The sequence below is a fragment of the Stenotrophomonas sp. genome, from assembly GCF_032066555.1.
Taxonomy (GTDB): domain Bacteria; phylum Pseudomonadota; class Gammaproteobacteria; order Xanthomonadales; family Xanthomonadaceae; genus Stenotrophomonas.
Genome location: NZ_DAMBKV010000012.1, coordinates 84,094 through 110,733 on the forward strand (window position 1 = coordinate 84,094; position 26,640 = coordinate 110,733).

Sequence of the window (26,640 nt, forward strand, 5' to 3'; positions counted from 1 at the left end):
ATCCATCAACGGCTTGCGAGCAGTTCCTGGACGTGGGCCACGCTGCATTCGCGCAGCGCCTGCAGGTCGTAGCCCCCCTCCAGCATCGACACCACGCGGCCGCTACCGTGGCGCTCGGCGAGCCTGACCAGTTCGGCGGTCAGCCAGCCGAAGTCCTCGGTCTCGACCATCAGGTCGGCCTGTGGGTCACGCATGTGGGCGTCGAAACCGGCCGAGATGAACAGCAGCTGTGGCCGGAATGCCTCGATCTGCGGCAGCATCTCGTCGGCCCAGGTATTGCGGAAGCGGAAGCCGCCACTGCCCGGCGGCAGCAGGATGTTGCAGATGTTGCCGACCCCGCGTTCGCGCATGTTGCCCGAGAACGGGAACAGGCCGGATTGGTGGGTGCTGTAGTAGGCGACCTTGGGGTCGGCCTCGAAGATGGCCTGGGTGCCGTTGCCGTGGTGGACGTCGAAATCGACGATGGCGATGCGCTCCAGGCCGTACTTGTCGCGGGCGTAGGCCGCGGCAACGGCGATGTTGTTGAACAGGCAGAAGCCCATCGCGGTATCGGCGGTCGCGTGGTGGCCGGGCGGACGTACCGCACAGAACACATGGGTGTTGCCGTCCTCGAGCATCACCGCGTCAACCGCTGCAACGCCGGCACCGGCTGCATGCAGGGCTGCGCTGGCCGAACCGGGGGAGCTGAAGGTGTCCAGGTCGATACGCCGCAGCGGCGCGGTCTGCACCTGCAGCACCGAATCGATCAGCTCGCGGCTATGCACCCGGGCCAGTTCGCCGAGCTTGGCGGGCGGGGCATTGCGCCATTCCAGTTGGTCCGGGAACGCGGCCCGGAGGGCGGAAATGACGGCGTGCAGACGCTCGGGCGACTCGGGGTGGTCGATACCGGGGTCATGTTCAAGGCAGGCGGGGTGGGTGAATACCAGCATGGCCGCACTGTAACCGGCGACGCCGCGCGGTGCGCGGCGTCGTATGGGAGGGGAGGATCAGCCGTGACGGCGTTCGTGGTTCCACAGGACTTCGCCATGGCCACCGGCCCTGGCAAGTACGCGGGACAGCACGAACAGCAGGTCGGAGAGGCGGTTCAGATAGCGCACGGCCTCGGCACGGATATCTTCGACCCGCGCCAGTGCGACCGTCTCACGCTCGGCGCGACGGACGATGGTACGCGCGAGGTGGCAGCGCGCAGCACCTTCGCCCCCGGCCGGCAGGATGAAATCCTTCAGCGGCGGCAGGTCGTCGTTGTAGCGGTCCAGCTGCTGCTCCAGCGCGTCGATGTCGGCGGCGTGGATGGCGGCATGGCCAGGGATGCACAGCTCGCCGCCCAGGTCGAACAGCTGGTGCTGGATGGTGGTCAGCAGATCGCGCACGTCCTGTGGCAGCTCCACCGCCAGCAGCACGCCGATGGCCGAATTGGCCTCGTCGACGGTGCCGTAGGCGTTGACCCGCAGCGAATCCTTGCCGGTGCGGCTGCCATCGCCCAGGCCGGTGCTGCCATCGTCACCGGTGCGGGTGTAGATCTTGGAGAGGCGGTTACCCATTGCCTGGCGTGCCCTTAGTGGGCAACGCGGCCGGCGGCCGGCTGCTTGCTGGTGGCTTCAACGGCAAGCTGCACCAGTGCGGCGGCACCGACGTACATGGCAGCGGTCTGCATGTAGGGCAGCAGCCAATCGCTGTAGTTCTTGGCCCAGCCGGCAACGCTCGGCTCAGCCACCGAAGCGCTGATCCAATAGAAGCTGCCCTGGGCGATCAGGTGGCACAGGGCGACAGAACCGATCACGCTGGCGGCCAGCAGGCCCAGCGACTTGAGGCTGGCACCGGTGTAGTAACGACGCAGCAGCATGCCGCCCGCCCACATCGCGAAATAGGCCGGGATCAACATCCAGTAGGCGGCCGAGACACAGTAGTGCTGCCAGAAGCTCATGCCCTGGTTGGAGATCACCACCCAGTCAACCACCACGGCCAGACCCATCAGCAAGGGGAAGGCCCAGCGGGTCCAGTTGCGCAGGTAGAAACCACCGATGAAGAACACCGCCCAGGACGCATCCGGGACCGGTGCGAAGTGGTTGAGGCGGGTGCCGGCCATCAGCAGCACGAGCAGGGACAGGATGATGGCGCGTTGGACGTTGGCGGTCATGGTGGCGGTTTCCGTTAATCAGACGGCCATTCTAGCCGTAGTGGGGGTGAACCGGCGGTTGCGCTGCGGCAAGACTGGCGTAGCCGTGCCAGTGATCCCCCGTATCATTGGCCCATGAGCAAGAACCATGACGTAGTGATTGTCGGTGGCGGGCTGGTCGGTGCCAGCCTGGCCATCGCACTGGACCGGCTGGGACTGGACGTTGGTTTGGTCGAGGCGACCCCGGCCGGCACCATGCCGGCGGTGTTCGACCAGCGCAACCTCAGCTTTGCCGCAGCTACGGTCAACGCCCTGACCGCGCTGGGGGTGATGCAGAAGCTGGCCAATCCGGGTGGCCCGATCCGCCGTATCCATGTCAGCCGCGCCGGCGATTTCGGCCGGGTGGTGATGCAGGCCAGCGACTATGGCCGCGAGGCCTTCGGCCAGGTGGTGGTGGCGCGCGACTTTGGTGAGGCGCTGGAAGCCCGGCTGGGCGAACTGCAGCACCTGACCCGCTACCGCCCGGCGCGCTTCCTGGGCCTGGGGGGCAGCAGCGATGGCCGCCGCCAACTGGTCATCGGCGATGCGTCTGGCGAGCAGCAGCTGCAGGCGCGGCTGGTGGTGGGGGCCGACGGCACCCGCAGCGCGGTGCGGCAGGCGCTGGGCATCGCGGTCAGCGAACACGATTACGAGCAGACCCTGTTCGTGGCCCGGCTGCGCGCGGCCAAGGCGCCGGACGGCACTGCCTACGAGCGCTTCACCGATACCGGCCCGACCGCGCTGCTGCCCCGTGGCGACCGCCATTACGGTGTGGTCCACGGCGTGGCCCGCGCCCAGGCCGATGCGGTAATGGCGCTGGACGAGACGGCATGGCTGGCGCGGCTGCAGGATGCGGTGGGCTGGCGCGCCGGGCGCCTGCTGGAAAGCGGCCCGCGCAGCGCCTACCCGCTGATCCAGGTGCTGGCGCAGCAACTGGTGGGCGAGCGCGCGCTGCTGCTGGGCAATGCCGCGCAGACCATCCACCCGCTGGGTGCGCAGGGCTTCAACCTGGGGCTGCGCGATGCGCTGACCTTGGCCGAGCTGATTGGCGACGCCGCGCGGGACCCGGGCAGCGACGACCTGTTGCAGGCCTATGTGGCGCGACGCGGCCCGGACCGCGAGCAGACCTTGGCATTCTCGGATGGGCTTGCCCGTTTGACCAGCAATGCCACGCCGCTGATACGGCCGCTGCGCAGCCTGGGTTTTGTCGCTGCGGCACAGGCGCCAGCCGTGCAATCCTTCTTGGTCGGTGGCGCGATGGGCTTCCGTGGCAAGGTGCCCGAGCTGTGCAGGAGTGAAGTGCGATGAGCCGGCGCGGACAATGGGATGCGGTGATCGTGGGTGGCGGCGTGGTCGGCGCGGCCTGTGCGCTGGCGCTGGCCCAGGAAGGCCTGCAGGTGGCATTGATAGAAGGCCGCGAGCCGCCGCCGTGGTCAGCGCTGAAGCCGGACCTGCGCGTGTTCGCCTTCGCGGCTGACAATGCCGCCCTGCTGGAATCGCTGGGCGTGTGGAAGCAGGTGGACCAGACCCGTGCACGCGCCTATCGGCGCATGCGGGTCTGGGACGCCGCCGGTGGCGGTGACCTGACCTTCGATGCCGACACCCTGGGCCGCCGCGAACTGGGCTGGATCGTCGAGAACGGCCTGCTGGTGGACCGCCTGTGGGCGGCGCTGCCGGCGGCGGGCGTGCAGCTGTATTGCCCGGCACGGGTGGAGGCGATGGAGCAGGATGCGCAGGGCGTGCGCCTGCGCCTGGACGATGGCCGCCGCATCGAAGCGACGATCGCCATTGCCGCCGATGGTGCCGAATCCACCCTGCGCACGCTGGCAGGGTTGGAGGTCAGCCGCCACGACTATGGCCAGCGCGGCGTGGTTGCCTACGTGGACAGTGCGCTGCCGAACGAGGACACCGCCTGGCAGCGTTTCCTCGATACCGGCCCACTGGCGGTGCTGCCGTTCGACCCCCACCGCAGCTCCATTGTCTGGACCTTGCCGGATGCCGAAGCCGAACGGGTGCTCGCCCTGGATGAGGACAGCTTCAATCGCGAGCTGACCAATGCCTTTGCCGGGCGTTTGGGTGAGATGCGTTTGGTCTCGGCGCGCGCGGCGTTCCCGCTGCGTCGGCAGTTGGCCAGCGCCTATGTGGTTGGGCGCGTGTTGACCCTGGGCGATGCCGCGCACGTGGTGCATCCACTGGCCGGGCAGGGCGTGAACCTGGGCCTGCGTGATGTCGCCGGCCTGCGTGATCTTGTGCGCGAAGCCAGGCAGCGTCGGCAGGACTGGAGCTCGCCACATCGCCTGCAGCGCTGGGCGCGTACCCGGCGCAGCGAGAACACGGTGGCCGCTTACAGCTTCGATGCGATCAACAAGGTGTTCTCCAACGATGAGATGCACCTGACCCTGGCACGTGGCGCGCTATTGGGCCTGGCGGGCAAGATGCCGCCATTGATGTCGATGTTCTGGAAGCGCGCCTCCGGCCTGTAGGTGATGTAGTGCCGAGCCACGCTCGGCAGGGGCTTTACCAGCAATGCCACTGTAGTGCCGAGCCATGCTCGGCAGAGGTTCTATCGGTAATGCCCAGCCGAGCATGGCTCGGCACTACAGGTGAAGCTTCAGCGCAACCAGCCGGCCAACTGCTCGCGCGACAGCTTGCCGCGCCGCGCCGTATCCAGGGCATTGAATTCGTCAGCCAGGGCCGGATTGGCCTGCGCTTCCTCGCGGCTGATGAAACCATCGCCATCCACATCCATCGCCTCGAAATCGATGCGGTAATTGCCGACTACGCTGTCGGGCTGGATCGAGCGGACCGTTACCTGGGCCTGATCGGTAGGCATCGGGATCTGCACGGAATGGGTGACCTTGCCAGTAGCCAGCGATTGCTCGCGTACATGCACCGGCACATCGTTCAACGGCATGCTGACCGCAGGCTCAGGGCGCGGCACCGTCTGGGCGTTGGCGGCAACAGGCAGCAAGGCGGCGAGCGCCAGCGGCAGGAGAGTACGGAACACAGGCATGGCACGACTCATCATTGTTGGAAACAGGGCCTGCCACCGCGGTGGCAGCTGCCCATGATGGTAGTGCGCAGTAGCTGAACAGGCGAATCGTCAGCTCGGAATAAAGGGGAACACCAGCTTCAACAGCCCCTTCAAACCGCCCTCGGCGGTAGAACTGATGGCCTTCGCGCCCAGGCTGTTGAGCGCACGCCGCAGGTCGACCCAGCGCAGTTGGCTGACATCCTTCTTCAGCAGGTCGGCGACTTCTTCCGATGCCGGGGCCAGCTTCTTCAAGGCATCCAGGGTGGCCTGCGGATCGGGCTGCAGGTAGTTCCAGCGCTCGGCGATGTTGAGCAGGGTGTCGAAACGCACTGCCACCACTTCGCGGTTGCGTTCGTAAACCGGGATTGCGCCGACATCGAGGATGGCCTGCTCGAAGCGCTGCGCATCGTCGGGGTGTTCGATGCGGATGGCGAGGAAGCCTTCCTTGCGACTGCGTTCGCTGACGTGTTTTGCCCCGGAACGCAGATTGGCCTCGGTCAACACCGCGGCGACGATGCGCTGCAGGGCGGCGTCGCCTTCCTCCGGCACCAGCGCACGCCAGCGTGCATAACCATCGCGACGCAGGCCCTTGACCTTGGCCGGGGTGACCCGCAACTGCAGTGCGACCGCTGCATTGGAGTCGCTGCGGTTGATGGCGCCGTCGCGCTCGAGCAGTACGAAGATCAGCAGTTCCAGGTCGCGCTTGGTCAGCGACTGGAAGCCCTGCATCAGGGTCAGCCGCAGAAACTCGTTGCCGAAACCGGCCGGGTCCTTCAGTTCGATGCTGTGCATTGCGGTTCCTCCCATGGCCTACAGCATGCCTGATATGGATTGCAGCAGCTGAGACTGGCGCTCTCAGGGGTTGGCTGAGGGTTGCAAGCCGTATTCACGGCCGGGACGGTCTGCCTGGAAGGTTTCCACCGCGCCGCGGTCCTGCACGGTAACGAAGACCTGACGGCCATCGCTGCCACCGAAGGCGACATTGGTGGGTTTGCGGCCCTTGAGTGGCACGTCACGCAGCAGCTTGCCTTCCGGCGAGACCACCGCAACCACACCGGCGTCGTAACGGGCGATATAGAGATTGCCGTCGGCGTCGCAGCGCATGCCGTCCATACCATGGTCGTCGAAGCGGATCAGCAGGCGCTTGTTGCTGATGCTGCCGTCGGCGGCGAGGTCGTAGACCCAGACATTGCGTTGCACGCTTTCGTTTACGTACAGGCGCTTGCCATCAGGGCTGACCTCGATGCCATTGGTGGTGCCCATGCCGGATTCCAGCAACTGCACGCGGCCATCGCGGTCGATGCGCCACAACTGGCCGTCATCGACCTTGGTCCAGTTGGGGTCGCTGGCATACAACGTGCCGTCCGGAGCCAGGGCGATGTCGTTGGGTTGGTGTGCGTTTGGCAGATGCGCGAATACGCTGACGCTGGTTGAGTCGGGCGCTACGCGCAGGATGTTGTGGCGTGGGTAATCTGCGATATACATCGTGCCATCGCTACCGAAGCGGATGCCGTTGCCGATGCTGCCTTCGGGCAGGGTGAGGAACAGCGTTGCCTTGCCGGTTGCATCAACGCGGCCGATGGTGCCGTCCTTGCCGAGGTTGACCACGTACAGCGCGCCGTCCGGGCCGGTCGCCGGGCCTTCGATGCCGGTGGTGAAGATGCCATCGCTGACGTGGTCGCGGGCGATGAAGGTGTCGGCGGCCAAAGCCGTGCTGCTCAGGGTGATGAGCACGAGGGCGGCGGTGCGGGCGCGGGTGATCTGGCGGGCGATGGCGGCGACTTCCGTGTTGGTGGAAGCGCGAGTGTGCCAGAGGCTTGGAGGGAAGCGGAGTGTGGTTGCGCGGGCAACCATGAGGGAGGCGCATGTAGTGCCGAGCCATGCTCGGCAGAGGCTCTACCGGTAATGCCTATGCCGAGCATGGCTCGGCACTACAGGGAATGCCCAAGCTTGAAGCGCTAGCCAAAGGCTGCCCTCACCCCAACCCCTCTCCCGTGAACGGGAGAGGGGCTCTGATCAAAAGCCCTTGGCTCTTGGGGTCACGAACACCGTGATTTCCTCGCGATCGTGATACAGCTGCTTGGCGCGGATGGTCAGCGGCTTGCCGGCCTTGTCGGCGAACAGCTCCAGGCAAAGGCGCGTTTCGTCCCAGCGCTTCTTCATCGGCAGCTTCAGGTTGAAGATGGCGTGCTTGCACCAGCCCTCGCGCAGCCAGGTGGCCATGCGCTCGGCCACGCGGCGTGGCTGTTCCACCATGTCGCAGACCATCCAATCCAGCGGCGTTTCCGGCTGCCAATGGAAGCCATCGGCACGCAGGTGTTCGACTAGACCGGTATCCAGCACGTGCTGGCGCAGTGGGCCGTTGTCGATGCTGCTCACATGCAGGTGCTGGCGGGTCAGCACCCAGGTCCAGCCGCCCGGTGCGGCACCCAGGTCCGCCGCGCGCATGCCCGGCACTACCAGCGCTTCGCGTTCTTCCGGCGTGAGCAGGGTCATGAAGGCTTCTTCCAGCTTCAGGGCCGAACGTGAGGGAGCGTCCGGCAGCAGCTTCAAACGCGGAATGCCCAGCAACCAGGGCGCGCTGTCGCGGGTATCGGCCACGCAGACAAATGCGTGCGTGCCATCGACAAACACCACATGCAGCCGCGGCAGCTTGCCGTTGGGCTTGTCGGTGAGCAGGCCAGCCTTGCGCAGGGCTGGCCGCAGGGCATTGCCGAAGGCGCGCGCCAGCCCGGCCAGCGGTTTGCCGGCGTCCGAATCGGGGTGTTCCACCCAAAGGTCGCCAAAGCGCTGCTGGCCTTCCAGCGCGGCGATGATCGGGGTGATGCGGTCGCTGGCATCGAGCTGCGGCAGCTCGGCCAGCACGCGCAGTTTCTGCCGGGCGAAGATCAGCTCGCGCCAGGGCAGGCGCTGGTCCAGCGCCTCGGCCTCGTCGGTGACGAACACCACGTAGCCATCGTTGCGCTGGGTACGCGCGTAACCGGAAATGCCGGCATGGCCTGCACGTTCGTTCAGTTCGCCGGCCAGTTCCGGTTCAAAGCCTTGGCGGCAGTAGCAGAGCAGGCCGGTCATGGAAATCCTTGGTGTGGAGCGGGCGGGCCTCTCCTTCTCCCGCCGGGAGAAGGTGCCCGCAGGGCGGATGAGGGTAGGTGATGCTCCGGTAGCAGACTGCATGAGAACTGCCGGACCCTCACCCCAACCCCTCTCCCGGTGGGAGAGGGGCTTCAGGTCAGTAGCGGGCGCCGTCGTTCTTGCCGTAGCTGTGCAGCACGGCGCGTGCGTCGTCGCGGTTGATGCCTTGCACGACCTCGATGCCGCGCTTGTTCAGTTCACCAGCCCAATCGGCGGGCAGCGGGCCTTCGTCGAACGGGGTCAGTTCTTCCACGTCGGCGGCGCTGGCGCCGATCAACAGGCGATCGATACCGGCCCAGACGGTGGCGCCATAGCACTGGCAGCAGGGCTGCGAGGAGGTGGCCAGGGTGATCGGCGACAGCAGCGCGTTCAGGCGCGGGGTGTTGAGCTTCTGCTGGGCCAGCATATAGGCCATGTTTTCGGCGTGTGCCAACGACGTGGCATGCGGCACCACGCGATTTACCGCGGCGGCGATCACCTTGTGGTCCGGGCCGAATACCACCGCACCAAACGGGCCGCCGCTGGCGTGTTCAACGTTCAGTCGCGACAGCTCGATGGCCAGCGCCACCTTGTCCGCATCGCTGGTATAGGCGCGGTCGGCGTCGACGGCGTCGTGGATCCAGACGGGGAGGGTGAGGTGAACCTGGGCGTGCAGCATGATGATGACCGGCGTTGTGGCAAAAAACGGCGGTCAGTTTAGCGGACTGGGGCGCTGGGGCGGGCTTGCTGGTGGGGCTTGTTCAGGTGTGGGGGCTGGCAGGCAATGATCTGTAGCGGAGCCGGGTTCAGCCCCCTCCCTTTCGCGCAGCGAAGGGGAGGGTTGGGGAGGGGTTGGCTTTTGTCTGTGAATTTCAGGATTGACGCCAAAAGCACCCCTCCCCAACCCTCCCCTTGGCCTTCGGCCAAAGGGAGGGGGCCAGAGGCTTAAAACTCCGCACCCACCGTCATGAAGATCTGCCGCGGGGCGCTGGCGTGGATGGAATAGCGGGTGCCTGCGGGATCGGTCGGGGCGAACGAGCTCAGCTGGCCGGCGTAGCGCTTGTTGCTCAGGTTGGTCACGTTCAAGGACACTTTGACGTTCTGCAGGCCCAGGCCAGGGCCGAAGCTGTAACCGCCGCCAGCGTCGAAGGTGGTCACGCCCGGTACCGACTGGTCGTTGGTATAGGTGTAGTAGCGCTTGCCGGTGTACTTGCCGCGCAGGCTGGCGAACCAACCATCACGGTTCCAGCTCAATTCGCTGGAGGCCATGCGCTGCGGCGTATCGACGGTGATCTTGCCGGCCACCGGCACGATGGCGCCGCCGGAGAGGTAATCGTCCTCGTAGGTGGTCTTGTTCCAGGCCAGCGCGTTGTACCACTGCAGGCCCTGCGTCGGCTTGAGGATGAAGGTCAGCTCCGCGCCCTGGCTTTTCACCGAGCCGACGTTGATGAAGCGGGTGATGCATTCCGGGCGCGTGCCCACTTCAATGCTGGTGCAGGGGTTGAGCGACAGCAGGCGGTTGTCGAACATCACGTGGTACGCGGCCAATGAGGCCTGGTACTTGCTGCCGAAGGTGCGGAAGCCGGCCTCGAAGGTCCTGGATTTCTCCGGTTCCAGGCCGGCGCTGGCGGCAAACGACTCCGGCGAAACCTGCAGCGGGCCGCCGCTGCCACCCCCGACGAAGGCGGCGATGTTCTCGGCATACGAGGCGAACAGCTCATTGTTTGTATTGAGCTTGAAGCCGACGCCCAGCTGCGGCAGCAGCGACTCCTTGGCGGTCAGCGTGCCCGACGCGAGCTTCTGCTCGGTGCCGGGTTTGGCCGTGGCGCGCATGCGGGTATTCGGGCTCTTGATGCCGATATCGACGGTCAGGCGCTGGTCGAGGAAGCGCATGCGGTCCTGCACGTAGAACTGGCGCGTGCGGATGTCGAAATCCTGGTCGAACAGGCGGCGGTCTGGATTCTTGAGGTAGGTGTCGTCGAGGAACGGGCCGTCGATGTAGTAGAAGTTGCGCTCGACGTTATGGTCGTTCTGCTCGAACCACAGACCGGCTTCCAGCTCATGGATGCCGACGTTCCACGACAGCGCAGCGGTCAGGCCCTGGCGATCAATCGTGTAGTTGGTGCTGCGGATCGAGATCGGCAGCATGCGGTCGGTGCCCGGGTACGAGGGCTGGCCCGGTGCCCACCAGTGGCCCTGGCCACGGTTGTCATGGTGGTAGGCAAGCAGCTTGAGGTTGAGTTCGTCACCGAGATGCAGGCTGGCATCGAGCGAATACAGATTGTCATCGCGCAACGCGCGGCTCTGGTAGTACGCATCGTCGATGCTGTTGACGCCGCCAGTGAAGGCGCAGCGCGTGGCGTCGAAGGTCGCTGGCGCGCAGTATGCAGCGGCGACGGCGCGGTCCCAATCCGGCGCATAGATGTTCCAGTCGTAGCCCAGTCCACGCTGCAGCATGCTCTTGGACAGGTAGGCATAGTTGGCCTGGCTGGCCCGCGAGGTGGCTATGAAGGCGCCGAAACGATGATCGCCCACGTTCCACACCGCCTTGGCGTTGAACTGGCGTGTGGTCTGGTTCTGGTGCGGTGCGGCCCACATGTCGGCGTCCTGGTGCACGCCGGAGACATAGGCCGAGAAGCCATTCAGGTCGCCGGTATCCACGCGCAGATAGCCGCGGCGCTGGTTGTCATCGCCGACGGTGACGCTGGCGCGGCCGCCGAATACCGTGGATGGATCCTGCGAGAAGTACTGGATGGCACCGCCCAGGTTGCTGGTCGAGGCCACGCCCAGCGAGCCGATGCCCTGCGACAGTTCGGCACCGCCGAGGTTCTCGGCAATGATGGCGCGGGCGATGCTCAGGCCGTTGTAGTTGCCATAGCTGTTGTCGCCGAGCGGGATGCCATCGAGCGTATAGCCCAGGCGGGTCTTGTCGAAGCCGCGCAGGCTGATGGTCTGCGATTCTTCGTTGGCACCGAAGGCATCATTGGATTGCACGGAGACACCGGGCAGACGATCAAGGATCTTCTGGCCGCTGCTGCCCGGCGGCAACACCTGCTTGTCGACTTCACCGATGCGTTGCACCTGGCGGGTCTGGCCTTGGCCGATCACCGAGATGGTATCCAGTGTCTGCGCGGAGGCACCGCTGTCTGCAGCGGCTTCGGCGAAGGCGTGGTTTGTGCACAGGGCGAGGGTGATGGCGAAGCTGAGGCGTTGGAGATTCATTGTCTACCGGGTCCATGGAAAGGCCGGCGTGTACGCCGGTCCAAGGAGCCTGTCGGACGATTGTTAAAGCTCGTTTACGCAGATGCGAAACATTGCTGTTCCACGGTGTTTTGCGCACAGATGCGAGCAGAAGTGCGACGCAGTCGATATGAAATACCGGACGTTCGACAGCAATGGTGCGCGGGCTTCCAAAAGAAAACGCCGCGACAAAGCGCGGCGTTGGTTGTTGCATCCATGGTCGCAAGATCAACCCATGTACAGACCACCGTTGACCGGATAGTCAGCACCGGTGACATAGGCCGCATCATCACTGGCCAGCCACGCGCACAGCGCAGCTACTTCCTCGGGCTTGCCGAGGCGGCGGATCGGCACCGAGGCCGCCAAGCGGTCCAACACATCCGGCGGGAAGCTGCTGATCGCCTGGCTGGCGATATAGCCGGGCGAAATGGTGTTGACGGTGACGCCGCGCGCTGCGACTTCCGCTGCAAGCGCGCGGCTGAAGCCGTGCATCGCCGCCTTGGCAGTCGCATAGTTGACCTGGCCGATCTGGCCCTTCTGCGCGCTGACCGAGCCGATGTTGATGATGCGGCCCCAGTTCTGGTTGGTCATGCCATCCACCACCTGCTTGCTCAGGTTGAACAAGGTGTTGAGGTTGGAGGCGATCACCGCGTTCCAGTCCTCGCTGCTCATCTGCCGGAACAACATGTCGCGGCTGCCGCCGGAGTTGTTGACCAGCACATCGACTTCGCCCACTTCCGCCCGCACCTTGGCGAATGCGGCGGCGGTGGAGTCCCAATCGGCGGCATTGCCTTCGGACACGATGAAATCAAAGCCGAGTTCGCGCTGCTCGCGGATCCAGTTGGCCTTGCGCGGGGAATCCGGTGCGCAGCCTGCCACCACCGTGTGGCCGGCGCGGGCCAGGGACTGGCAGATGGCAGTGCCGACACTGCCCATGCCACTGGTGACGTAGGCGATACGTAGCGTCATGGTGCTCTCCAATGCGTCAGGTAGGTGCCGCTCAGGCGGCCAGTGGATACAGGGCGAACAGCAGGCTGCCGGCCATCAGGATCAGCGAGATCAGCACTGCCCACTTCAGGGTGAATTTCTGGTGGTCGGCGAAATCCACCTTGGCCAGGCCAACCAGCAGATAGGTCGAGGGCACCAGCGGGCTGAGCAGATGTACCGGCTGCCCGGCCAGCGAAGCGCGTGCCATTTCCACCGGGGTGATGCCGTAGTGGCCTGCCGCTTCGGACAGGATCGGCAGCACGCCGAAGTAGAAGGCGTCATTGGACATGAAGAAAGTGAAGGGCATTGATGCCACGGCGGTGATCACCGCCAGGTACGGGCCCCAGGCTTCCGGAATCACCGACAGGAAGCCGCGCGACATCGCCTCGACCATGCCGGTGTTGGACAGGATGCCGGTGAAGATGCCTGCGGCGAAGATCAGCGACACCACCGACAACACATTGCCGGCATGGTTGACCACGCGGCGGCGCTGCTCGGCCAGGTTCGGGTAGTTGATCACCAACGCAATCGCGAAGCCGACCATGAACAGGATCGGCATCGGCAGCAGGCCGATCACCAGTGCCGCCATCAGTGCCAGGGTCAGGGCGAAGTTGACCCACAGCAGCTTCGGCCGCTTGGTGTCTTCAGCGTCTTCCACCGTCGGCAGCGCATCGCTGTCATCGGAGACGCTGGCATCCATCCACGAACCACCCTGCGGCAGGGCGACCACGCCAAGGCGACGGCGTTCCTTCATGCCCAGGTACCAGGCCAGTGCAAGGATGCCAGCGCAGGCCAATACCATTGCTGGAATCAGCGGCACGAACACGTCGGCCGGATCCACATGCAGCGCAGTGGCGGCACGCGCGGTCGGGCCACCCCACGGCGTGAGGTTCATCACGCCACCGGCGAGGATGGTCACGCAGGTCATGCTCAGCGCGTTCATGCCCAGCCGGCGATACAGCGGCAGCATCGCCGACACGGTGATCATGTAGGTGGTGGAGCCATCGCCATCGAGCGAGATCAGCATCGCCAGCACGGCGGTGCCCATCACGATCTTCAGCGGATCGCCCTTGACGATGCGCAGGATGATGCGTACCAGCGGATCGAACAGGCCGGCGTCGATCATCACCCCGAAGTAGAGGATGGCGAACATCAGCATCACGCCGGTCGGCGCGATCTTCTTGATGCCGTCGAGCATCATCTCATCGAGGCCAGCACCGAAACCGCCAATCAGGGCGAACACGATGGGTACGGTAATCAGGGCGACCAGCGGCGACAGTCGTTTGCTCATGATGAGATACATGAACGTCAGGACCATGCCGAAGCCGAGGATGGTCAGCATCATCTGCAGACTCCTTGAAGACAGGACGGGAAGGGGATGTTTAGAAATCGAACTGCAGGCGGCCGGTGACCGCGCGGGTGTGGTCCACCGTGGTATCGGTCAGGCGATTGCGGTTGCGGCTTTCAATCAGGTTGAGCATGAAACGCAGGTTGTCGCGCAGGTACCAGTTGCCGGCCAGGGTCCAGGCTTCGGTGCTGCCGTTGCGCAGGTCGGGCTGGCCATCAAGGTGCTGGCTGCCGCGCATCTGGTCGTAGCGCAGCGCGACTTCGAACGCGCCGGGCTTGTGGCGGATGTCCTTGATGCGGGCGAAGCGGCCGGTCTTGCGGTCATAGCTGCGCGACTCGCCGGTGACGAACCAGCTGAGCATGCCGTAGGCCGCCATCACTTCACCGCGCTGCGCGCCATCGTCGAAGGTGGCGCCGCTGAATTCGCCCTGCCATGACAGCGGACCGCGCACCTGCGCGTATTCCAGCGACCACTTGTTGACGTCGGTATCGCGACCGGCCGAGAAGTCGACCAGGGTCAGTCGGCTTTCATCGGACAGATGGCCGGCCGGGCGCGGACGGATACGCAACGCAGGAACGCCGTTCACGCCGGGGTTGTCATAGGCCTCGTGGGCCAGCGACACGCCCAGGTGCAGCACATCGCCAGCGGCCGGGTCCGGCGCCCAGGTGACGCGGCCACCGGCAGCGCGGCCTTTCACCTGCCAGGCATCGATGCTTTCCAGGCTGTAGACACTTGCCGCCCAGGTCATGTCGCCCGGGTTGGCCTGCCACGAGGCGCCGAGACGATACAGCGGGGCCAGGCTGGTGCCGGCGTTGCCGCGTTCCAGGAAGCTGCCGTAGTTGGAGCCGGTGCGGTCGTCCAGCGAGTAGTACTGCTTGAACTGGCCGACGGTCAGGCGGCCGGCATCACCGAAGCTGCGGCTGACGTAGACGTCCTTGGCCTCGGGGCGGTCGCCGGAGAAGTCCGCTTCCAGCTTGTAGTCGACGACGAAGAACTTGCCGGACACATCCAGCCAGGCGCGACGGATCTCGGTGTCGTCCTTGTTCGGGGTGCCGCGATGGTCGTTGTCGAAGCTGGCGAAATCCAGATGCAGGCGGCCACCGATGGTGGCAGTCACCGGGCCTTCGTCTTCTGCGGCCAGCGCTGGAGCGCACAGGCTCAGCAGGACAGCGGCAGCGAGGCTGCGCTTTTGGAAAACACTCAATTCCACAAACCCTCCCAGGTGCACGCCAGGCGCGCGGCAAACATGGGCACCTGCTGGTGCGTGGCCGCAGTCTGGCCGGGACTAGCTGTCATCCGCCTGTCAGGGGTTTGTGCGGCGCAGCAATGCGCGCTGGCACTGCGCCTTTGCGGCTTCCGCGTTAGCATTCGCGCCTTCCCGACACTTTTCACCGCGATGCGCCTGCTGCTGGTTGAAGACAATGCGGACCTGGCCGACGCCATCATCCGTCGCATGCGCCGCAACGGCCATGCGGTGGATTGGCAGGCCGATGGCATGGGCGCAGCCAGCGTGCTGCGCTACCAGAGCTTCGATCTGGTGGTGCTGGATATTGGCCTGCCCAAGCTCGATGGCCTGCGCGTGCTGGCTGGCATGCGCGAACGCGGCGACAGCACGCCGGTGCTGATGCTGACCGCCCGCGATGGCATCGAGGATCGCGTGCAGGCGCTGGATGTGGGCGCCGATGACTATCTGGGCAAGCCGTTCGACTTCCGCGAATTCGAGGCGCGCTGTCGGGTATTGCTGCGTCGTGGTCGAGGCCAGGCCAGTGAGGTGATGCAGATCGGCAGCTTCCAGTTCGACAATGCCGCGCACCGGGTCAGTCTGGATGGCGAGGTGGTCGAACTGCCGAACCGCGAATTCCGCCTGCTGGAGATTCTGGTCGGTCGACTCGGACAGGTCGTCGGTAAGGATGAGATCGCCAAGGGTCTGTTCGGCTTCGACGACGAAGCCGGGCCCAATGCCATCGAGCTGTATATCGGTCGGCTGCGCAAGAAACTGGCGGCCGCGCCAGTGCGCATTACCACCGTGCGCGGCGTGGGCTACATGCTGGAAGCCAGTGACGGCGGCGCCGATGGCGCCGGCTGAGGTCCGTACCTCCGGTTCATTGCGGCGCACCTTGATGCTGTATCTGGGCGCGTTGCTGGCGGTGTTCGCGGTAGCCTTGCTGTTCGCCGCGCGCGACTACGGGCAGCGTGCGGCGAATCGCTCCTACGACCATCTGCTGGTGTCTTCGGCGCTGTCCATCGCCGATTCGGTGGCATTGGTGGATGGGCAATGGCAGGTGGATCTGCCATATGCGGCCCTGGACCTGCTGTCGATGGCGGAAGAAGACCGCGTGTTCTACCGCGTGGCCGATAGTCGTGGCCGCACCATCACCGGCTACGAGGATCTTCCCCAGGCACCGCGCAGGAGTGGCAACCAGCCGCAGTTGTTCGATGCAGACTACAGCGGTGAGACGGTGCGCTTCGTGGTGGTCAAGCGCAGCTTTGCCGCCGCTTCTGCGCAGGGTGAAGTGCAGGTGCAGGTGGGGCAGACCCGCCGTGCACGCGCCGAACTGGCGCAGGAAATGGTCAACCGCGCCTTGATCGCCATCGGCGTGTTGTCGGCCTTGTTGCTGGCACTGGTGGCCTTCGGCGTGCATCGCGCGTTCCGTCCACTGGTGCGTCTGGAGCGCGAGCTGTCGCGGCGCGAACCCTCCGATCTGAAACCACTGGACTCGCATGTGCCGCGCGAGATGAACCAGATGGTCGGCGCTTTGAACCGCTTCATGGAGCGCCTGTCCAGCAGCAACGAAACCCTGCGTGCATTCATGGCCGAAGCCGCACATCAGATGCGCACACCGCTGGCTGCATTGCGCGCGCAGGCGCAGCTGGCCTTGGACGAAGAAGAACCCGAGGAGATGCAGCGCAGCCTGCGTGCAATCGAGCGCAATGCCACCCATATGAGCCGCCTTCTCAACCAGTTGCTCAGCGATGCCAGCGTGATCCACCGCTCCAACCTGCAGCGCTTCGCGCCGCTGGATCTTGTCGAAACCGTGCATCAGGCTTTGCATGAAGCCTTGCCGCAGGCAGGCCCGGCACCGCGCGTGCAACTGGCGATCACCACCGGTGCGGTGCAGGTCAATGGCGACGCCCTGCTGCTGCGCGAGGCGATCAAAAACCTGATCGACAACGCGGTGAAATACGGCGGCGATGGCCCGCTGCAGATCGCTCTGACGGTGCAGGACACGCAGGCGGTATTGACCATCGCCGACCACGGCCCCGGCATCAGCGCCGCCGATGCCGAACGCGTATTCGAGCGCTTCGGGCGCGGTGAAAGCGCGCCTGCCGGTGGTGCCGGCCTCGGGCTGGCCATCGTCAAGCGCGTGGTTGAAAGCCATGGCGGCAGCATCGACCTGAGCAATCGGCCCGAAGGCGGTCTGGTCGCCACCATCCATCTGCCAAGGCATGCCGCATGAGCCGCTTGTTGATCCTGTTGCTGGGCCTGCTGCTGGCAACGCCACTGATGGCTGCGCCGGGTGATGTACAGCGCTTCCCCGCGCAGGGCGTTGTGACCGAGCAGCTGCGCATCCACGGCACCACCGACATCGAAGTATTCGCGGTGGTGATCGCCGACTACCAGCGCCTGCATCCGGGTACGGAAGTCGTTTACGAAGACATCATCACCCAGGATCTGTATGCGCGCTTCCTGCGCGACCGCAATAAGGCGACCACACCGGATCTGTTGATTTCCAGCGGCATGGATCTGCAGACCAAGCTGGTCAACGATGGCCATGCACTGCCACATCGTTCGCCGCAGACCGAAGCCGTGCCTTTCTGGGCGAAGTGGCGCAATGAAGCCTTCGGCATCAGCTATGAACCGGTGGCGATGGTCTACAACACGCGTGCATTGCCTGCGGCAAAAGTGCCGCACACGCGTCGCCAACTGCTGGACCTGCTGCGTGCCGAAGGCACACCGCTGCGCGGCAAGGTCGGCACCTACGATATCGAACGCAGCAGCGTCGGCTATCTGCTGGCGACCCAGGATGCGCAGCGCGGCAGCATCGCTGGCGCCTTGCTCGGCGCATTGGGTGACAACGGCGTGGTGCGCGAGGAGCGTACCGGTGTGCTGTTGGACCAGGTCAGCAGCGGCAAGCTGTCGCTGGTCTACAACGTACTGGGTTCCTACGCGCAGGCGCGTATCGATGCTGGTGCGCCCTTGGGAATCGTCGAACCTGAGGACTACACCCTGGTGGTGCTGCGCACGGCGGTGATTCCGCGCAACAGCCCGCACCCGACCGAAGCCAAGCGCTTCCTCGATTACCTGTTGTCGGCCCGCGGCCAGCAGGTGTTGTCGCGCGAGGCGCGGCTGATGCCGATCATCCGCACCGGTGGCGGTGACAGCGATCCCGGCCAGAACCGGCGGCCGATCCAGCTTGGGCCCGGCTTGCTGGTGTATCTGGATGCGCTCAAGCGCCGCCAGTTCCTGGATGCCTGGCGCAGCAGCGTCGAGCCCAAGCCGCGCTGAGTGTGGCTCAGCGTAGCGGGATGGGATGTTCGCTGATTGGCGCAGCACCGTAGCCCGGGTAAGCGCAGCGCACCCGGGTCAAGCGGATCCAGTTGTCTTCCAGACGATCGGTCACCGATCCCGGGTGCGCTGCGCTTACCCGGGCTACGTTCGGAACGCATTGCGCTTGCTCAGCGCTCCGCAGCGGGATTCTCTGTCATTGGCTGGCGCAGCGGATTGCTGCTGTCGGTCGACGCGCACTGGCCTTTGATGCAACTACAGCCCTGGATCTCGGTGAAACCACAGACACTCATCATGCCCTTGGCCTGGCAGCTGGCTTGTACGCCGGCCGGATCGGTGGCGCTGTTGAGGTTGACGCAGGCCGGGTAATAACCGCAGCAGTTGCCGACGTTCTTCACGGTGCAATCGGCATCGACCTTGCAGCTGCTGTCGACCACGATGGGCGTGGCAGCAGGTTTGGCTGGGGTTGATTGCTCGCTGGCCGGGACCGGCGCGGGCGTTTGCGAGGTGACCGGCGCGGTAGCGGCCGGCGAGCTGCAGGCGGTGACGGCGAGCAGCAGGCAGAGCAGCAGTGACAGACGGAACATGGGCGAATCCTGTTCTGGGCACGCGGCCATGGTAGCCGCGTCCCATGTGAGCAGGGGGTTACCGGGCTGTCAGCCGGCAACCCCACCCATCCCGATCAGGCCGACCAGGTATCGCGCAGGGTCACGCTGCGGTTGAACACCGGCTTGGCCGGCGTGTGGTCGCGGCGGTCGGCGACGAAGTAGCCGGTGCGCTCGAACTGGTAGCTCTGTTCCGGTGCGGCCAGGGCTGCGGCCGGTTCGACGTAGCCGGTGACGACCTTGCGTGATTCCGGGTTCAGGTAATCGCGGTAGGTCTTGCCGTCGGATTCATCGTCCGGGTTGGCCACCGAGAACAGGCGGTCGTACAGGCGCACTTCGGCTTCCACCGCGTGCTGGGCGCTGACCCAATGGATGGTGCCCTTGATCTTGCGGTTGGCGCCTTCCATGCCCGGACGCGATTCCGGGTCCAGCCAGCCGCGCAGCTCGACGATCTCGCCGGCGTCGTTCTTGATCACTTCATCGACGCGGGCGATGCCAGCACCACGCAGGCGCACTTCGCCGCCTGGTACCAGGCGCTTCCAACCCTTCGGCGGCACTTCGGCGAAGTCTTCGCGCTCGATCCACAGCTCACGCGAGAACGGCACGTCGCGGCTGCCAAAGCTTTCGTCCTTCGGGTGGTTGCTGAAGGTGAGGGCTTCTTCGTGGCCTTCCGGCAGATTGGTCAGCACCAGCTTGAGCGGATCGATCACCGCCATGCGGCGGGCGGCGGCGCTGTCCAGGTCTTCGCGCAGGGCGCCTTCGAGCACGCTGAAATCGATCAGCGAGTTCTGCTTGGAAATGCCCACGCGCTCAGCGAACAGGCGCATCGCGGCCGGGGTGTAACCACGACGACGCAGGCCCTGCAGGGTCGGCATGCGCGGGTCTTCCCAGCCATCGACCAGGTTTTCGGTGACCAGCGCCATCAGCTTGCGCTTGCTCATCACCGTGTAGTTGATGTTCAGGCGCGAGAACTCGATCTGGCGCGGCTTGGCGGCTTCACGCGGCAGGCCCTTGTCGACCAGCGGCTGGGTCAAGGCGTTGTCGTGTGCGTAGTCGACGTTGTCCACGCACCAGTCGTACAGCGGGCGGTGGTCTTCGAACTCCAGCGTGCACAGCGAGTGGGTGATGCCTTCCAGCGAATCGCCCAGCGCATGCGCGAAGTCATACATCGGGTAGATCGGCCAGGCATTGCCGGTGTTCTGGTGCTCGACGTGCTTGATGCGGTAGATCGCCGGGTCGCGCAGGTTGATGTTGCCGCTGGCCATGTCGATCTTGGCGCGCAGGGTGCGGGCGCCATCGGCGAACTCACCGGCACGCATGCGCGCGAACAGGTCCAGGTTCTCCTCGACGCTGCGCTCGCGGTACGGCGAGGGGCGGCCCGGCTCGGTCAGCGAGCCGCGGTAGGCGCGCACTTCCTCGGCCGACAGGTCGCAGACATAGGCCTTGCCGTCGCGGATCAGCTTCTGTGCGGCCAGGTAATAGGCGTCGAAGTAGTCCGAGGCGTGGCGCAGCTCGTTCCACTCGAAGCCCAGCCAGCGCACGTCGTCCTGGATGGCCTGCACGTATTCCGGGTCTTCCTTGGCCGGGTTGGTGTCATCGAAGCGCAGGTTGCAGACGCCGCCGAACTCGCCGGCGATGCCGAAGTTCAGGCATATCGACTTGGCATGGCCGATGTGCAGGTAGCCATTGGGCTCGGGCGGGAAGCGGGTCTTGATGGCCGTGTGCTTGCCGCTGGACAGGTCCTCACGGACGATCTGACGGATGAAATCGCGCTTTTCGGGGGCGTTTTCCGGCGTGGCGGCCACAGCAGGCGTGTTCTCGGACATGGGGACGCAGTGTATTGAAGTAAACCGCAAGTTTAGCCGAGCCGGGCGTTGGCTGCCGGGACGGGGCTATGCTGGGCTATCCCACCGTATGGATTCGTACCGATGGACCGCCCCGTTCTGGTGATAGGCAACAAGAATTACTCGTCCTGGTCGCTGCGCCCGTGGCTGCTGCTGCGCCATTTCGGGGTGGAGTTCGACGAAGTACGTTTGGCCCTGGATACGCCGGCCTTCGCCAGCGAAGTGCTGCAGCATTCGCCGACCGGCAAGGTCCCAGCGCTGCGTGATGGTCAGCTTCAGCTCTGGGATTCGCTGGCGATCTGCGAATACGCCAACGAGCGCTGGCTGGGCGGACGCGGCTGGCCGGCTGATCTGGCCCAGCGCGCCGTAGCCCGGGCGGCCGCGGCCGAAATGCATTCAGGTTTCACCGCGTTGCGCACCCAACTGCCGATGAATAGCCGCCGTCAGCCCGATGGCTACCGCTGGGACGCCGCCGCCCAAGCCGACATCAACCGTATCCGCGCGCTGTGGAGCGAGCTGCGCCGCCAACACGGCGCGGGCGGGGCGTTCCTGTTCGGCCAGTTCGGCATCGTCGATGCGATGTTCGCACCGGTGGCGGTACGCTTTGACGGCTATGGCGTGGCCGCGGAAGGCGTTGCCGGTGACTACCTGCAGGCGCTGCTGGCGCTGCCGTCGCTGCGCGAGTGGCGGCAGGCCGGGGCGGTGGAAACCGAGCAGCTTGCTGCCACCGATGCCCTGCGCCAGCCGGTTTGAGCGGAGAACCCCATGCAACTGATCTACCAGAGCAATAACCTGTTCGACGCCCATCTGGTCAAGCACGCGTTGGAGGATGCCGGCATCCCGGCCTTCGTGTTCGGCGAGTCCTTGCTCGGTGCGGGTGGCGAGCTGCCCTTGTTTGGCCTGTTGCGGGTCTGCGTACCCGATTCGGCCAAGCCCGAGGCCGAGGACATCGTCGCTGCATTGGGCTTGGACGACGGCCCCGCCGACCCCATCTTGGATGACGATGAAGCGCCGGGATTCCTCCCGGCCTGAGGAGCTGACATGTTGGGAATCGGCCAGGGAATACTGGGTATCGGCGCGTTCAAGCAGCGCCTGCCGCGCCCGGAAGAAGCACTGCCGGGGCGGGACACGCCGCTGCCGCTGCACAACCGGCATTTCGTCAACGGCCAGCCGCTGCGGGCCGATTTCAACGGCTTGCAGGTGCTGGACGTGGGCCTGGGCTGTTTCTGGGGCGCCGAGCGCAAGTTCTGGCAGCTGCCGGGTGTGGTGACCACGGCGGTGGGCTATCAGGGCGGCGTCACCCCGAACCCTACGTATGAAGAAGCCTGTTCCGGCCTTACCGGCCACACCGAGGTGGTGCGGGTGGTGTTTGATCCTGCACAGGTGACGTTGGAGACGGTGCTGCGCACCTTCTGGGAAAACCACGATCCCACCCAGGGCATGCGCCAGGGCAACGACACCGGCACCCAGTACCGCTCGGTGATCTACTGCCATACGCAGGAACAATACGACGCGGCGCTTGCCAGTCGCGATGCCTACCAGCAGCAGCTGACTGCATCGGGTTTTGGTGAGATCACAACCGAGATCCTGTTTCCGGCACCGCCGTTCTATTACGCCGAGGATTACCACCAGCAGTATCTGGCGAAGAATCCGAATGGTTACTGCGGTATCGGTGGCACTGGCGTGAGCTGCCCGATTGGCCTGGATGCCTGAGTCATGAGTGCCGCACCGCGCCGTTTGTTGGTGGTGTGGCACAGCTTTACCGGCGCTACTGCGTCGATGGTGGGCGCTTTGGTGCAGGGTGCCCGCGAGAGTGCGGGTGATGCGGTGCAGGTGATTGCCTTGCGCGCCGCCGATGCCGGTGCGGATGATGTGCTTGCCGCCGATGCGGTGGTGTTCGCCACGCCGGAGACATTGGCCTCGATGAGCGGGGCGATGAAGGATTTCTTTGATCGCAGCTATTACCCGCTGTTGGGGCGCTGCGAGGGCAAGCCGTATGCGCTGCTGGTATGTGCTGGATCGGATGGTCATCCGACGATTGCGCAGTTGCGCAGGGTGGCGTTGGGCTTGCGTTTGAAGGAAGTGGCCGAGCCGGTGCTGGTATGTACGCAGGCACAGACGGCTGAGGCGATTGTTGCTGGGAAGCAGCTGTCTGAGGCGCAGTTGGCGCGAGGCCGTGAGCTGGGCGCGCTGCTGGCAGCAGGGCTGGAGCTGGGCGTGTTCTAGCCTTTGCTCAAGCCCCTCTCCCGCATGCGGGAGAGGGGTTGGGGTGAGGGCGCTCTGAAAGCACGTGGAGCAAAAGCTTTTAGAGCTTTAGAAGCTTTAAAAGCTCCCCTCATCCGGCCTTCGGCCACCTTCTCCCGCAGGCGGGAGAAGGGAGTAGTCAGGCATTACTTTGGCTGTCAGCCGCCCAACTCATCAGCAATCCGCTGACGCAAGATCTGCAGATCCTTCGCAAACGCCTCAATACCGGTGGCCAGCTTCTCCGTAGCCATCGGATCAGCGGTCATATCCGCATCAAACTTCGCTTCATCAATCGCAGCGACGTTCACCGCTTCAGCAGCACCGGCCACCAGCTTGCGCGGCAGCTCACCGAAATCAGCATCCAGCTTCTCCAGCAGATCCGGCGAGATCGTCAGACGATCACAGCCAGCCAGCGCTTCAATCTGCGCGGTCGAACGGAACGACGCACCCATGACAACGGTGCTGGAACCGCGGCGCTTGAACTCGGCGAACACACCGCGCACGAATACCACGCCCGGGTCTTCGTCGATGCTGGCCGGGGTCTGGCCGTTGGCCACGTACCAGTCCAGGATGCGGCCGACGAACGGCGAGATCAGGAAGGAACCGGCTTCCGAGCAGGCCAGGGCCTGGGTCGGGTTGAAGATCAGGGTCAGGTTGCAGTCGATGCCTTCGGCCTGCAGTACGCGTGCGGCTTCCACGCCGGCCCAAGTGGCGGCGATCTTGATCAGCACCTTGCTGCGCGGCACGCCGGCCGCTTCGTACATGGCGATGAACTCACGTGCCTTGGCCACTGTGGCCTCGGTGTTGTGGGCCTGGTCGGCATCCACCTCGGTGGACACGCGGCCCGGTACCAGTTCGGCCAGCATGGTGCCGACGCCGACGGTCAGGCGGTCAACCACGGCATTGGCGATGGCCTGCTTGTCACCGGATTGGGCGCGGCCCCACTGCAGCTCACGCTCGATCAGACCGGCATAGACCGGCAGGTCGAGGGCTTTCTTCACCAGCGTCGGGTTGGTGGTGCAGTCGACCGGACGCAGGCGCTTGATGGCGTCGTAATCGCCGGTATCGGCGACGACGACGGACAGTTCGCGCAGCTGGGCGAGCTTGGAGGGGGCCTGGGACATCATGGTTTCCTGTTGCAGGTGCGGCGCAGTGCGCTCAGCGGTGGAAATCACCAGCCGCCTCGGGCTGGTAGTGGACGGCGGTGACGCGCAGGCGCAGCTGGCGGCCGCCGGGTGCGGTCCAGTCGATGGTCTGGCCAACCGACAAGCCCAGCAGGGCGCTGCCGACCGGTGCCAGCACGGACACGCGGCCCTTGTCGAAATCCGCTTCATGCGGATAGACCAGGGTCAGGGAATGTTTTTCGTTGTGCAGTTCGTCTTCGCAGTCCACACGGGAGTGCATGGTGACGATGCCTTCGGGGATTTCTTCCGGCGGCAGCACCTGCGCGCGCTCAAGTTCCTGCGCAAGGGCAACAGCGGCCGGGTGCCGGCTCAACGCCGGGGAGTCCAGCAGGGCCTCAAGACGGGCCATGTCGCGGGTGGAAACAATGATGGATGGCGGCAGACCGCTGTGGCTGGTCATGGGAATTCCTTATCTGATTGAAGAGCAAGCAAAAGGCGACGCTTTGTCGGCGCCGCCCGGGTTTCTATTGTGCTGGTGAAGCGGGCCGTAGGCGACCCTGTGAAGATCATGGGGCCGGTGCGCCCCGGATGCAATGTGGGGGAGGGAGGTATTCAGGTTTTGGGGGGGCTGCGGAGAGCACCCCTCCCCAACCCTCCCTTCCGCTGCGCGCAAGGGAGGGAGCCAAGCCTTGCCACTTCCCTTGCGCGCAGCGGAAGGGAGGGCCGGGGAGGGTAAGCTCTTAAGCCTGAACCCGCGGCGATTCCGCCGGTGCCTCCAACAACCCCGCCGGCAGCTGTTTGAACAACTGCGAGAACTGCTCCAGGAACGCGCCCATCGCCGAGCTGCGACGCCAGACCATGCCGATCCGCCGGTTCGGCTGCGGATCGCCCGAAAATGGGATCAATCTGACGTTCTCAGAGCGCGCCACCGGCGGCTTCACCGCCAGCATCGGCAACAGAGTGACGCCCACGTTCGCCGCCACCATCTGCCGCAGGGTTTCCAGGCTGGTGGCCTGGAATTCGGATTTCTCCAGCGCGCCGGCCATATGGCAGACATCCAGCGCCTGGTCGCGCAGGCAATGGCCATCCTGCAACAGCAGCAGGCGCTGGTCGGACAGGTCATCCAGCGTCAGCGAGGGGTGGCTGGTCAGCGGATGGCCTTCTGGCGCGGCCAGCACGAAGGGTTCCTCGAACAGGAACTCGGTGTGCAACTGCTCGTCGGCGATCGGCAGGGCCAGCAAGGCAGCATCGAGTTGGCCGTTGCGCAGCTGTGCCAGCAATACATCGCTCTTTTCCTCGACCAGCAACATCTCCAGCTGCGGGAAGCGCTGGCGGATCGCCGGCACTACATGTGGCAATAGATACGGGCCCAGGGTCGGGAAAATTCCCAGGCGCACGGTGCCGGCTTCCGGGTCACGGGCGCGGCGCGCGGCTTCCTTCATCTGTTCTACTTCGGCCACGATGCTGCGCGCACGCGCGGCGGCCTCGCGGCCGGCCGGGGTAAGCATCACCTTGCGCGGCGCGCGCTCCACCAACGGCACGCCCAGCTCTTCTTCCAGCTTCTTGATCTGGGTGGACAGGGTGGGCTGGCTGACGAAACTGGCAGCCGCCGCGCGGCCGAAGTGCTTGTGCTCGGCCAGCGCCACCAGGTACTTCAGGTCACGAAGATTCATGTTGGGCTCCCGGCTGTTTCCTTCGCCCGGCGGGAGAAGGTGCCCCGAAGGGGCGGATGAGGGTTGGCGAAGTCCACGAATTTCGTGGGAGCAATGGGTTTCACCCTTACCCTCACCCCAACCCCCGCTTCGCGCCCCGGCCCCGCGCTGACGCGGGGCGTTCGTGGGGCAGCGAACCGGTGGTTCGCAAACTGCCCCTCTCACCCCAAAGGGAGAGGGGCTTCTAGCTTCAGGCAGTTTCAGTTTCTGTCGCTGCAGGCTGCAGTACCGGCGTACGGATCAGATGATCGAAGGCACTGAGCGCGGCAGTCGAACCGGCACCCATCGCGATGATGATCTGCTTGTACGGCACCGTGGTGCAGTCGCCGGCCGCAAACACGCCCGGCACATTGGTCTGGCCGCGATCATCGATGATGATCTCGCCGCGACCGCTGAGCTCCACCGTGCCACGCAGCCACTCGGTGTTCGGCAGCAGGCCGATCTGCACGAAGATGCCTTCGAGCTCGACCCGGTGCGAATCGCCACCGACGCGGTCGGTATAGACCAGGCCGTTGACCTTCTGGCCGTCGCCCAGCACTTCGGTGGTCTGTGCGTTGAGCACCACCTTCACGTTGGGCAGGCTGTTGAGCTTGGCCTGCAGCACCTGATCGGCACGCAGCTTGCTGTCGAACTCGAACACGGTGACGTGGCTGACGATGCCGGCCAGGTCGATGGCCGCTTCCACGCCGGAGTTGCCGCCGCCGATCACCGCCACGCGCTTGCCCTTGA

27 protein-coding genes are annotated in these 26,640 nt (G+C 65.2%); 9 read left to right on the forward strand and 18 right to left on the reverse strand.

What is annotated here, in order from left to right:
* Window positions 1-5 precede the first annotated feature (5 nt).
* The 3 genes from RT131_RS14180 to RT131_RS14190 are packed head-to-tail and all read right to left on the reverse strand — an operon-like array spanning window position 6 to window position 2,137.
* Window positions 6-929: a histone deacetylase family protein gene (locus tag RT131_RS14180; protein ID WP_313173446.1), complete on the reverse strand. Its 924-nt coding sequence runs from the start codon at window positions 927-929 to the stop codon at window positions 6-8.
* Window positions 930-986: 57 nt separating this feature from the next.
* Window positions 987-1,541, reverse strand: a complete 555-nt coding sequence (locus RT131_RS14185; protein ID WP_313173447.1) for a cob(I)yrinic acid a,c-diamide adenosyltransferase — start codon at window positions 1,539-1,541, stop codon at window positions 987-989.
* Window positions 1,542-1,555: 14 nt separating this feature from the next.
* On the reverse strand, window positions 1,556-2,137 hold the full coding sequence (locus RT131_RS14190) for a hypothetical protein (protein ID WP_313173448.1): 582 nt from the start codon (window positions 2,135-2,137) through the stop codon (window positions 1,556-1,558).
* 114 nt (window positions 2,138-2,251) lie between these two features.
* On the opposite strand from RT131_RS14190, the gene ubiH reads away from it, so the two are divergent.
* On the forward strand, window positions 2,252-3,463 hold the full coding sequence (ubiH, locus tag RT131_RS14195; RefSeq protein WP_313173449.1) for a 2-octaprenyl-6-methoxyphenyl hydroxylase: 1,212 nt from the start codon (window positions 2,252-2,254) through the stop codon (window positions 3,461-3,463).
* Window positions 3,460-4,638, forward strand: a complete 1,179-nt coding sequence (locus tag RT131_RS14200) for a UbiH/UbiF family hydroxylase (RefSeq protein WP_313173450.1) — start codon at window positions 3,460-3,462, stop codon at window positions 4,636-4,638. Before ubiH ends, RT131_RS14200 begins: the two co-directional genes overlap by 4 nt.
* A gap of 128 nt (window positions 4,639-4,766) precedes the next feature.
* On the opposite strand, the gene RT131_RS14205 is transcribed toward RT131_RS14200, so the two are convergent.
* The 9 genes from RT131_RS14205 to RT131_RS14245 form a co-directional block, all read right to left on the reverse strand.
* The gene (locus RT131_RS14205) at window positions 4,767-5,168 is read right to left on the reverse strand and encodes an EF-hand domain-containing protein (RefSeq protein WP_313173451.1); all 402 of its coding nucleotides are present in this window, start codon (window positions 5,166-5,168) and stop codon (window positions 4,767-4,769) included.
* Window positions 5,169-5,258: 90 nt separating this feature from the next.
* Window positions 5,259-5,981 (reverse strand): hypothetical protein, encoded by a 723-nt coding sequence (locus RT131_RS14210; protein WP_313173452.1) that lies wholly within the window; start codon window positions 5,979-5,981, stop codon window positions 5,259-5,261.
* Between the two features lie 63 nt (window positions 5,982-6,044).
* A complete protein-coding gene (locus tag RT131_RS14215; protein WP_313173473.1) occupies window positions 6,045-6,950 on the reverse strand; it encodes an SMP-30/gluconolactonase/LRE family protein in 906 nt (301 codons plus the stop codon).
* A gap of 255 nt (window positions 6,951-7,205) precedes the next feature.
* Complete coding sequence (rlmM, locus tag RT131_RS14220) at window positions 7,206-8,261, reverse strand: 23S rRNA (cytidine(2498)-2'-O)-methyltransferase RlmM (RefSeq protein ID WP_313173453.1); 1,056 nt, start codon at window positions 8,259-8,261, stop codon at window positions 7,206-7,208.
* Between the two features lie 157 nt (window positions 8,262-8,418).
* Window positions 8,419-8,979 carry a nucleoside deaminase gene (locus RT131_RS14225; RefSeq protein ID WP_062169154.1) on the reverse strand — a complete coding sequence of 187 codons (561 nt, stop codon included), beginning with the start codon at window positions 8,977-8,979 and terminating at the stop codon, window positions 8,419-8,421.
* 266 nt (window positions 8,980-9,245) lie between these two features.
* Entirely contained in the window at window positions 9,246-11,522 is a 2,277-nt protein-coding gene (locus RT131_RS14230) for a TonB-dependent receptor (RefSeq protein ID WP_313173454.1), read from the reverse strand.
* 246 nt (window positions 11,523-11,768) lie between these two features.
* Window positions 11,769-12,509 (reverse strand): acetoacetyl-CoA reductase, encoded by a 741-nt coding sequence (phbB, locus tag RT131_RS14235; RefSeq protein WP_313173455.1) that lies wholly within the window; start codon window positions 12,507-12,509, stop codon window positions 11,769-11,771.
* 31 nt (window positions 12,510-12,540) lie between these two features.
* Window positions 12,541-13,869: a CitMHS family transporter gene (locus tag RT131_RS14240; protein ID WP_313173474.1), complete on the reverse strand. Its 1,329-nt coding sequence runs from the start codon at window positions 13,867-13,869 to the stop codon at window positions 12,541-12,543.
* Between the two features lie 40 nt (window positions 13,870-13,909).
* Window positions 13,910-15,079 (reverse strand): porin, encoded by a 1,170-nt coding sequence (locus RT131_RS14245; protein WP_313173456.1) that lies wholly within the window; start codon window positions 15,077-15,079, stop codon window positions 13,910-13,912.
* A gap of 192 nt (window positions 15,080-15,271) precedes the next feature.
* Between RT131_RS14245 and RT131_RS14250 the strand changes: the two genes are divergently transcribed.
* From RT131_RS14250 to RT131_RS14260, 3 genes are read left to right on the forward strand one after another with little or no spacing between them, the layout of a single operon-like run.
* Window positions 15,272-15,961, forward strand: a complete 690-nt coding sequence (locus tag RT131_RS14250) for a response regulator transcription factor (RefSeq protein ID WP_313173457.1) — start codon at window positions 15,272-15,274, stop codon at window positions 15,959-15,961.
* A complete protein-coding gene (locus RT131_RS14255) occupies window positions 15,948-17,333 on the forward strand; it encodes a sensor histidine kinase (protein ID WP_313173458.1) in 1,386 nt (461 codons plus the stop codon). Before RT131_RS14250 ends, RT131_RS14255 begins: the two co-directional genes overlap by 14 nt.
* On the forward strand, window positions 17,330-18,382 hold the full coding sequence (locus RT131_RS14260; protein ID WP_313173459.1) for an ABC transporter substrate-binding protein: 1,053 nt from the start codon (window positions 17,330-17,332) through the stop codon (window positions 18,380-18,382). Before RT131_RS14255 ends, RT131_RS14260 begins: the two co-directional genes overlap by 4 nt.
* Before the next feature lie 170 nt (window positions 18,383-18,552).
* Here the strand turns inward: RT131_RS14260 and RT131_RS14265 are convergent, their stop codons facing one another.
* A complete protein-coding gene (locus tag RT131_RS14265) occupies window positions 18,553-18,969 on the reverse strand; it encodes a hypothetical protein (protein WP_313173460.1) in 417 nt (138 codons plus the stop codon).
* 95 nt (window positions 18,970-19,064) lie between these two features.
* A complete protein-coding gene (locus tag RT131_RS14270) occupies window positions 19,065-20,813 on the reverse strand; it encodes a glutamine--tRNA ligase/YqeY domain fusion protein (protein WP_313173461.1) in 1,749 nt (582 codons plus the stop codon).
* Window positions 20,814-20,915: 102 nt separating this feature from the next.
* Between RT131_RS14270 and RT131_RS14275 the strand changes: the two genes are divergently transcribed.
* Genes RT131_RS14275 through RT131_RS14290 form a run of 4 tightly spaced genes read left to right on the forward strand, consistent with a single transcriptional unit; the run spans window position 20,916 to window position 23,057 of the window.
* On the forward strand, window positions 20,916-21,584 hold the full coding sequence (locus RT131_RS14275) for a glutathione S-transferase family protein (RefSeq protein ID WP_313173462.1): 669 nt from the start codon (window positions 20,916-20,918) through the stop codon (window positions 21,582-21,584).
* 12 nt (window positions 21,585-21,596) lie between these two features.
* Window positions 21,597-21,863, forward strand: a complete 267-nt coding sequence (locus RT131_RS14280; protein WP_282272434.1) for a DUF2007 domain-containing protein — start codon at window positions 21,597-21,599, stop codon at window positions 21,861-21,863.
* 30 nt (window positions 21,864-21,893) lie between these two features.
* Window positions 21,894-22,544, forward strand: coding sequence for a peptide-methionine (S)-S-oxide reductase MsrA (msrA, locus tag RT131_RS14285; protein ID WP_313173475.1), 651 nt, complete (start codon window positions 21,894-21,896; stop codon window positions 22,542-22,544).
* Window positions 22,545-22,547: 3 nt separating this feature from the next.
* Window positions 22,548-23,057, forward strand: coding sequence for an NAD(P)H-dependent oxidoreductase (locus RT131_RS14290; RefSeq protein WP_313173463.1), 510 nt, complete (start codon window positions 22,548-22,550; stop codon window positions 23,055-23,057).
* A gap of 176 nt (window positions 23,058-23,233) precedes the next feature.
* Here RT131_RS14290 and RT131_RS14295 read toward each other — a convergent pair whose 3' ends face one another.
* The 4 genes from RT131_RS14295 to RT131_RS14310 form a co-directional block, all read right to left on the reverse strand.
* Window positions 23,234-24,202: a transaldolase gene (locus RT131_RS14295; protein WP_313173476.1), complete on the reverse strand. Its 969-nt coding sequence runs from the start codon at window positions 24,200-24,202 to the stop codon at window positions 23,234-23,236.
* A gap of 31 nt (window positions 24,203-24,233) precedes the next feature.
* Window positions 24,234-24,659: a nucleoside diphosphate kinase regulator gene (gene rnk / locus RT131_RS14300; RefSeq protein ID WP_313173464.1), complete on the reverse strand. Its 426-nt coding sequence runs from the start codon at window positions 24,657-24,659 to the stop codon at window positions 24,234-24,236.
* A 280-nt stretch (window positions 24,660-24,939) separates the two neighbouring features.
* Window positions 24,940-25,872 carry a LysR substrate-binding domain-containing protein gene (locus RT131_RS14305; protein ID WP_313173465.1) on the reverse strand — a complete coding sequence of 311 codons (933 nt, stop codon included), beginning with the start codon at window positions 25,870-25,872 and terminating at the stop codon, window positions 24,940-24,942.
* A 229-nt stretch (window positions 25,873-26,101) separates the two neighbouring features.
* Window positions 26,102-26,640 (reverse strand): FAD-dependent oxidoreductase (locus RT131_RS14310; RefSeq protein WP_313173466.1); only part of this gene is annotated, 539 nt, incomplete at its 5' end.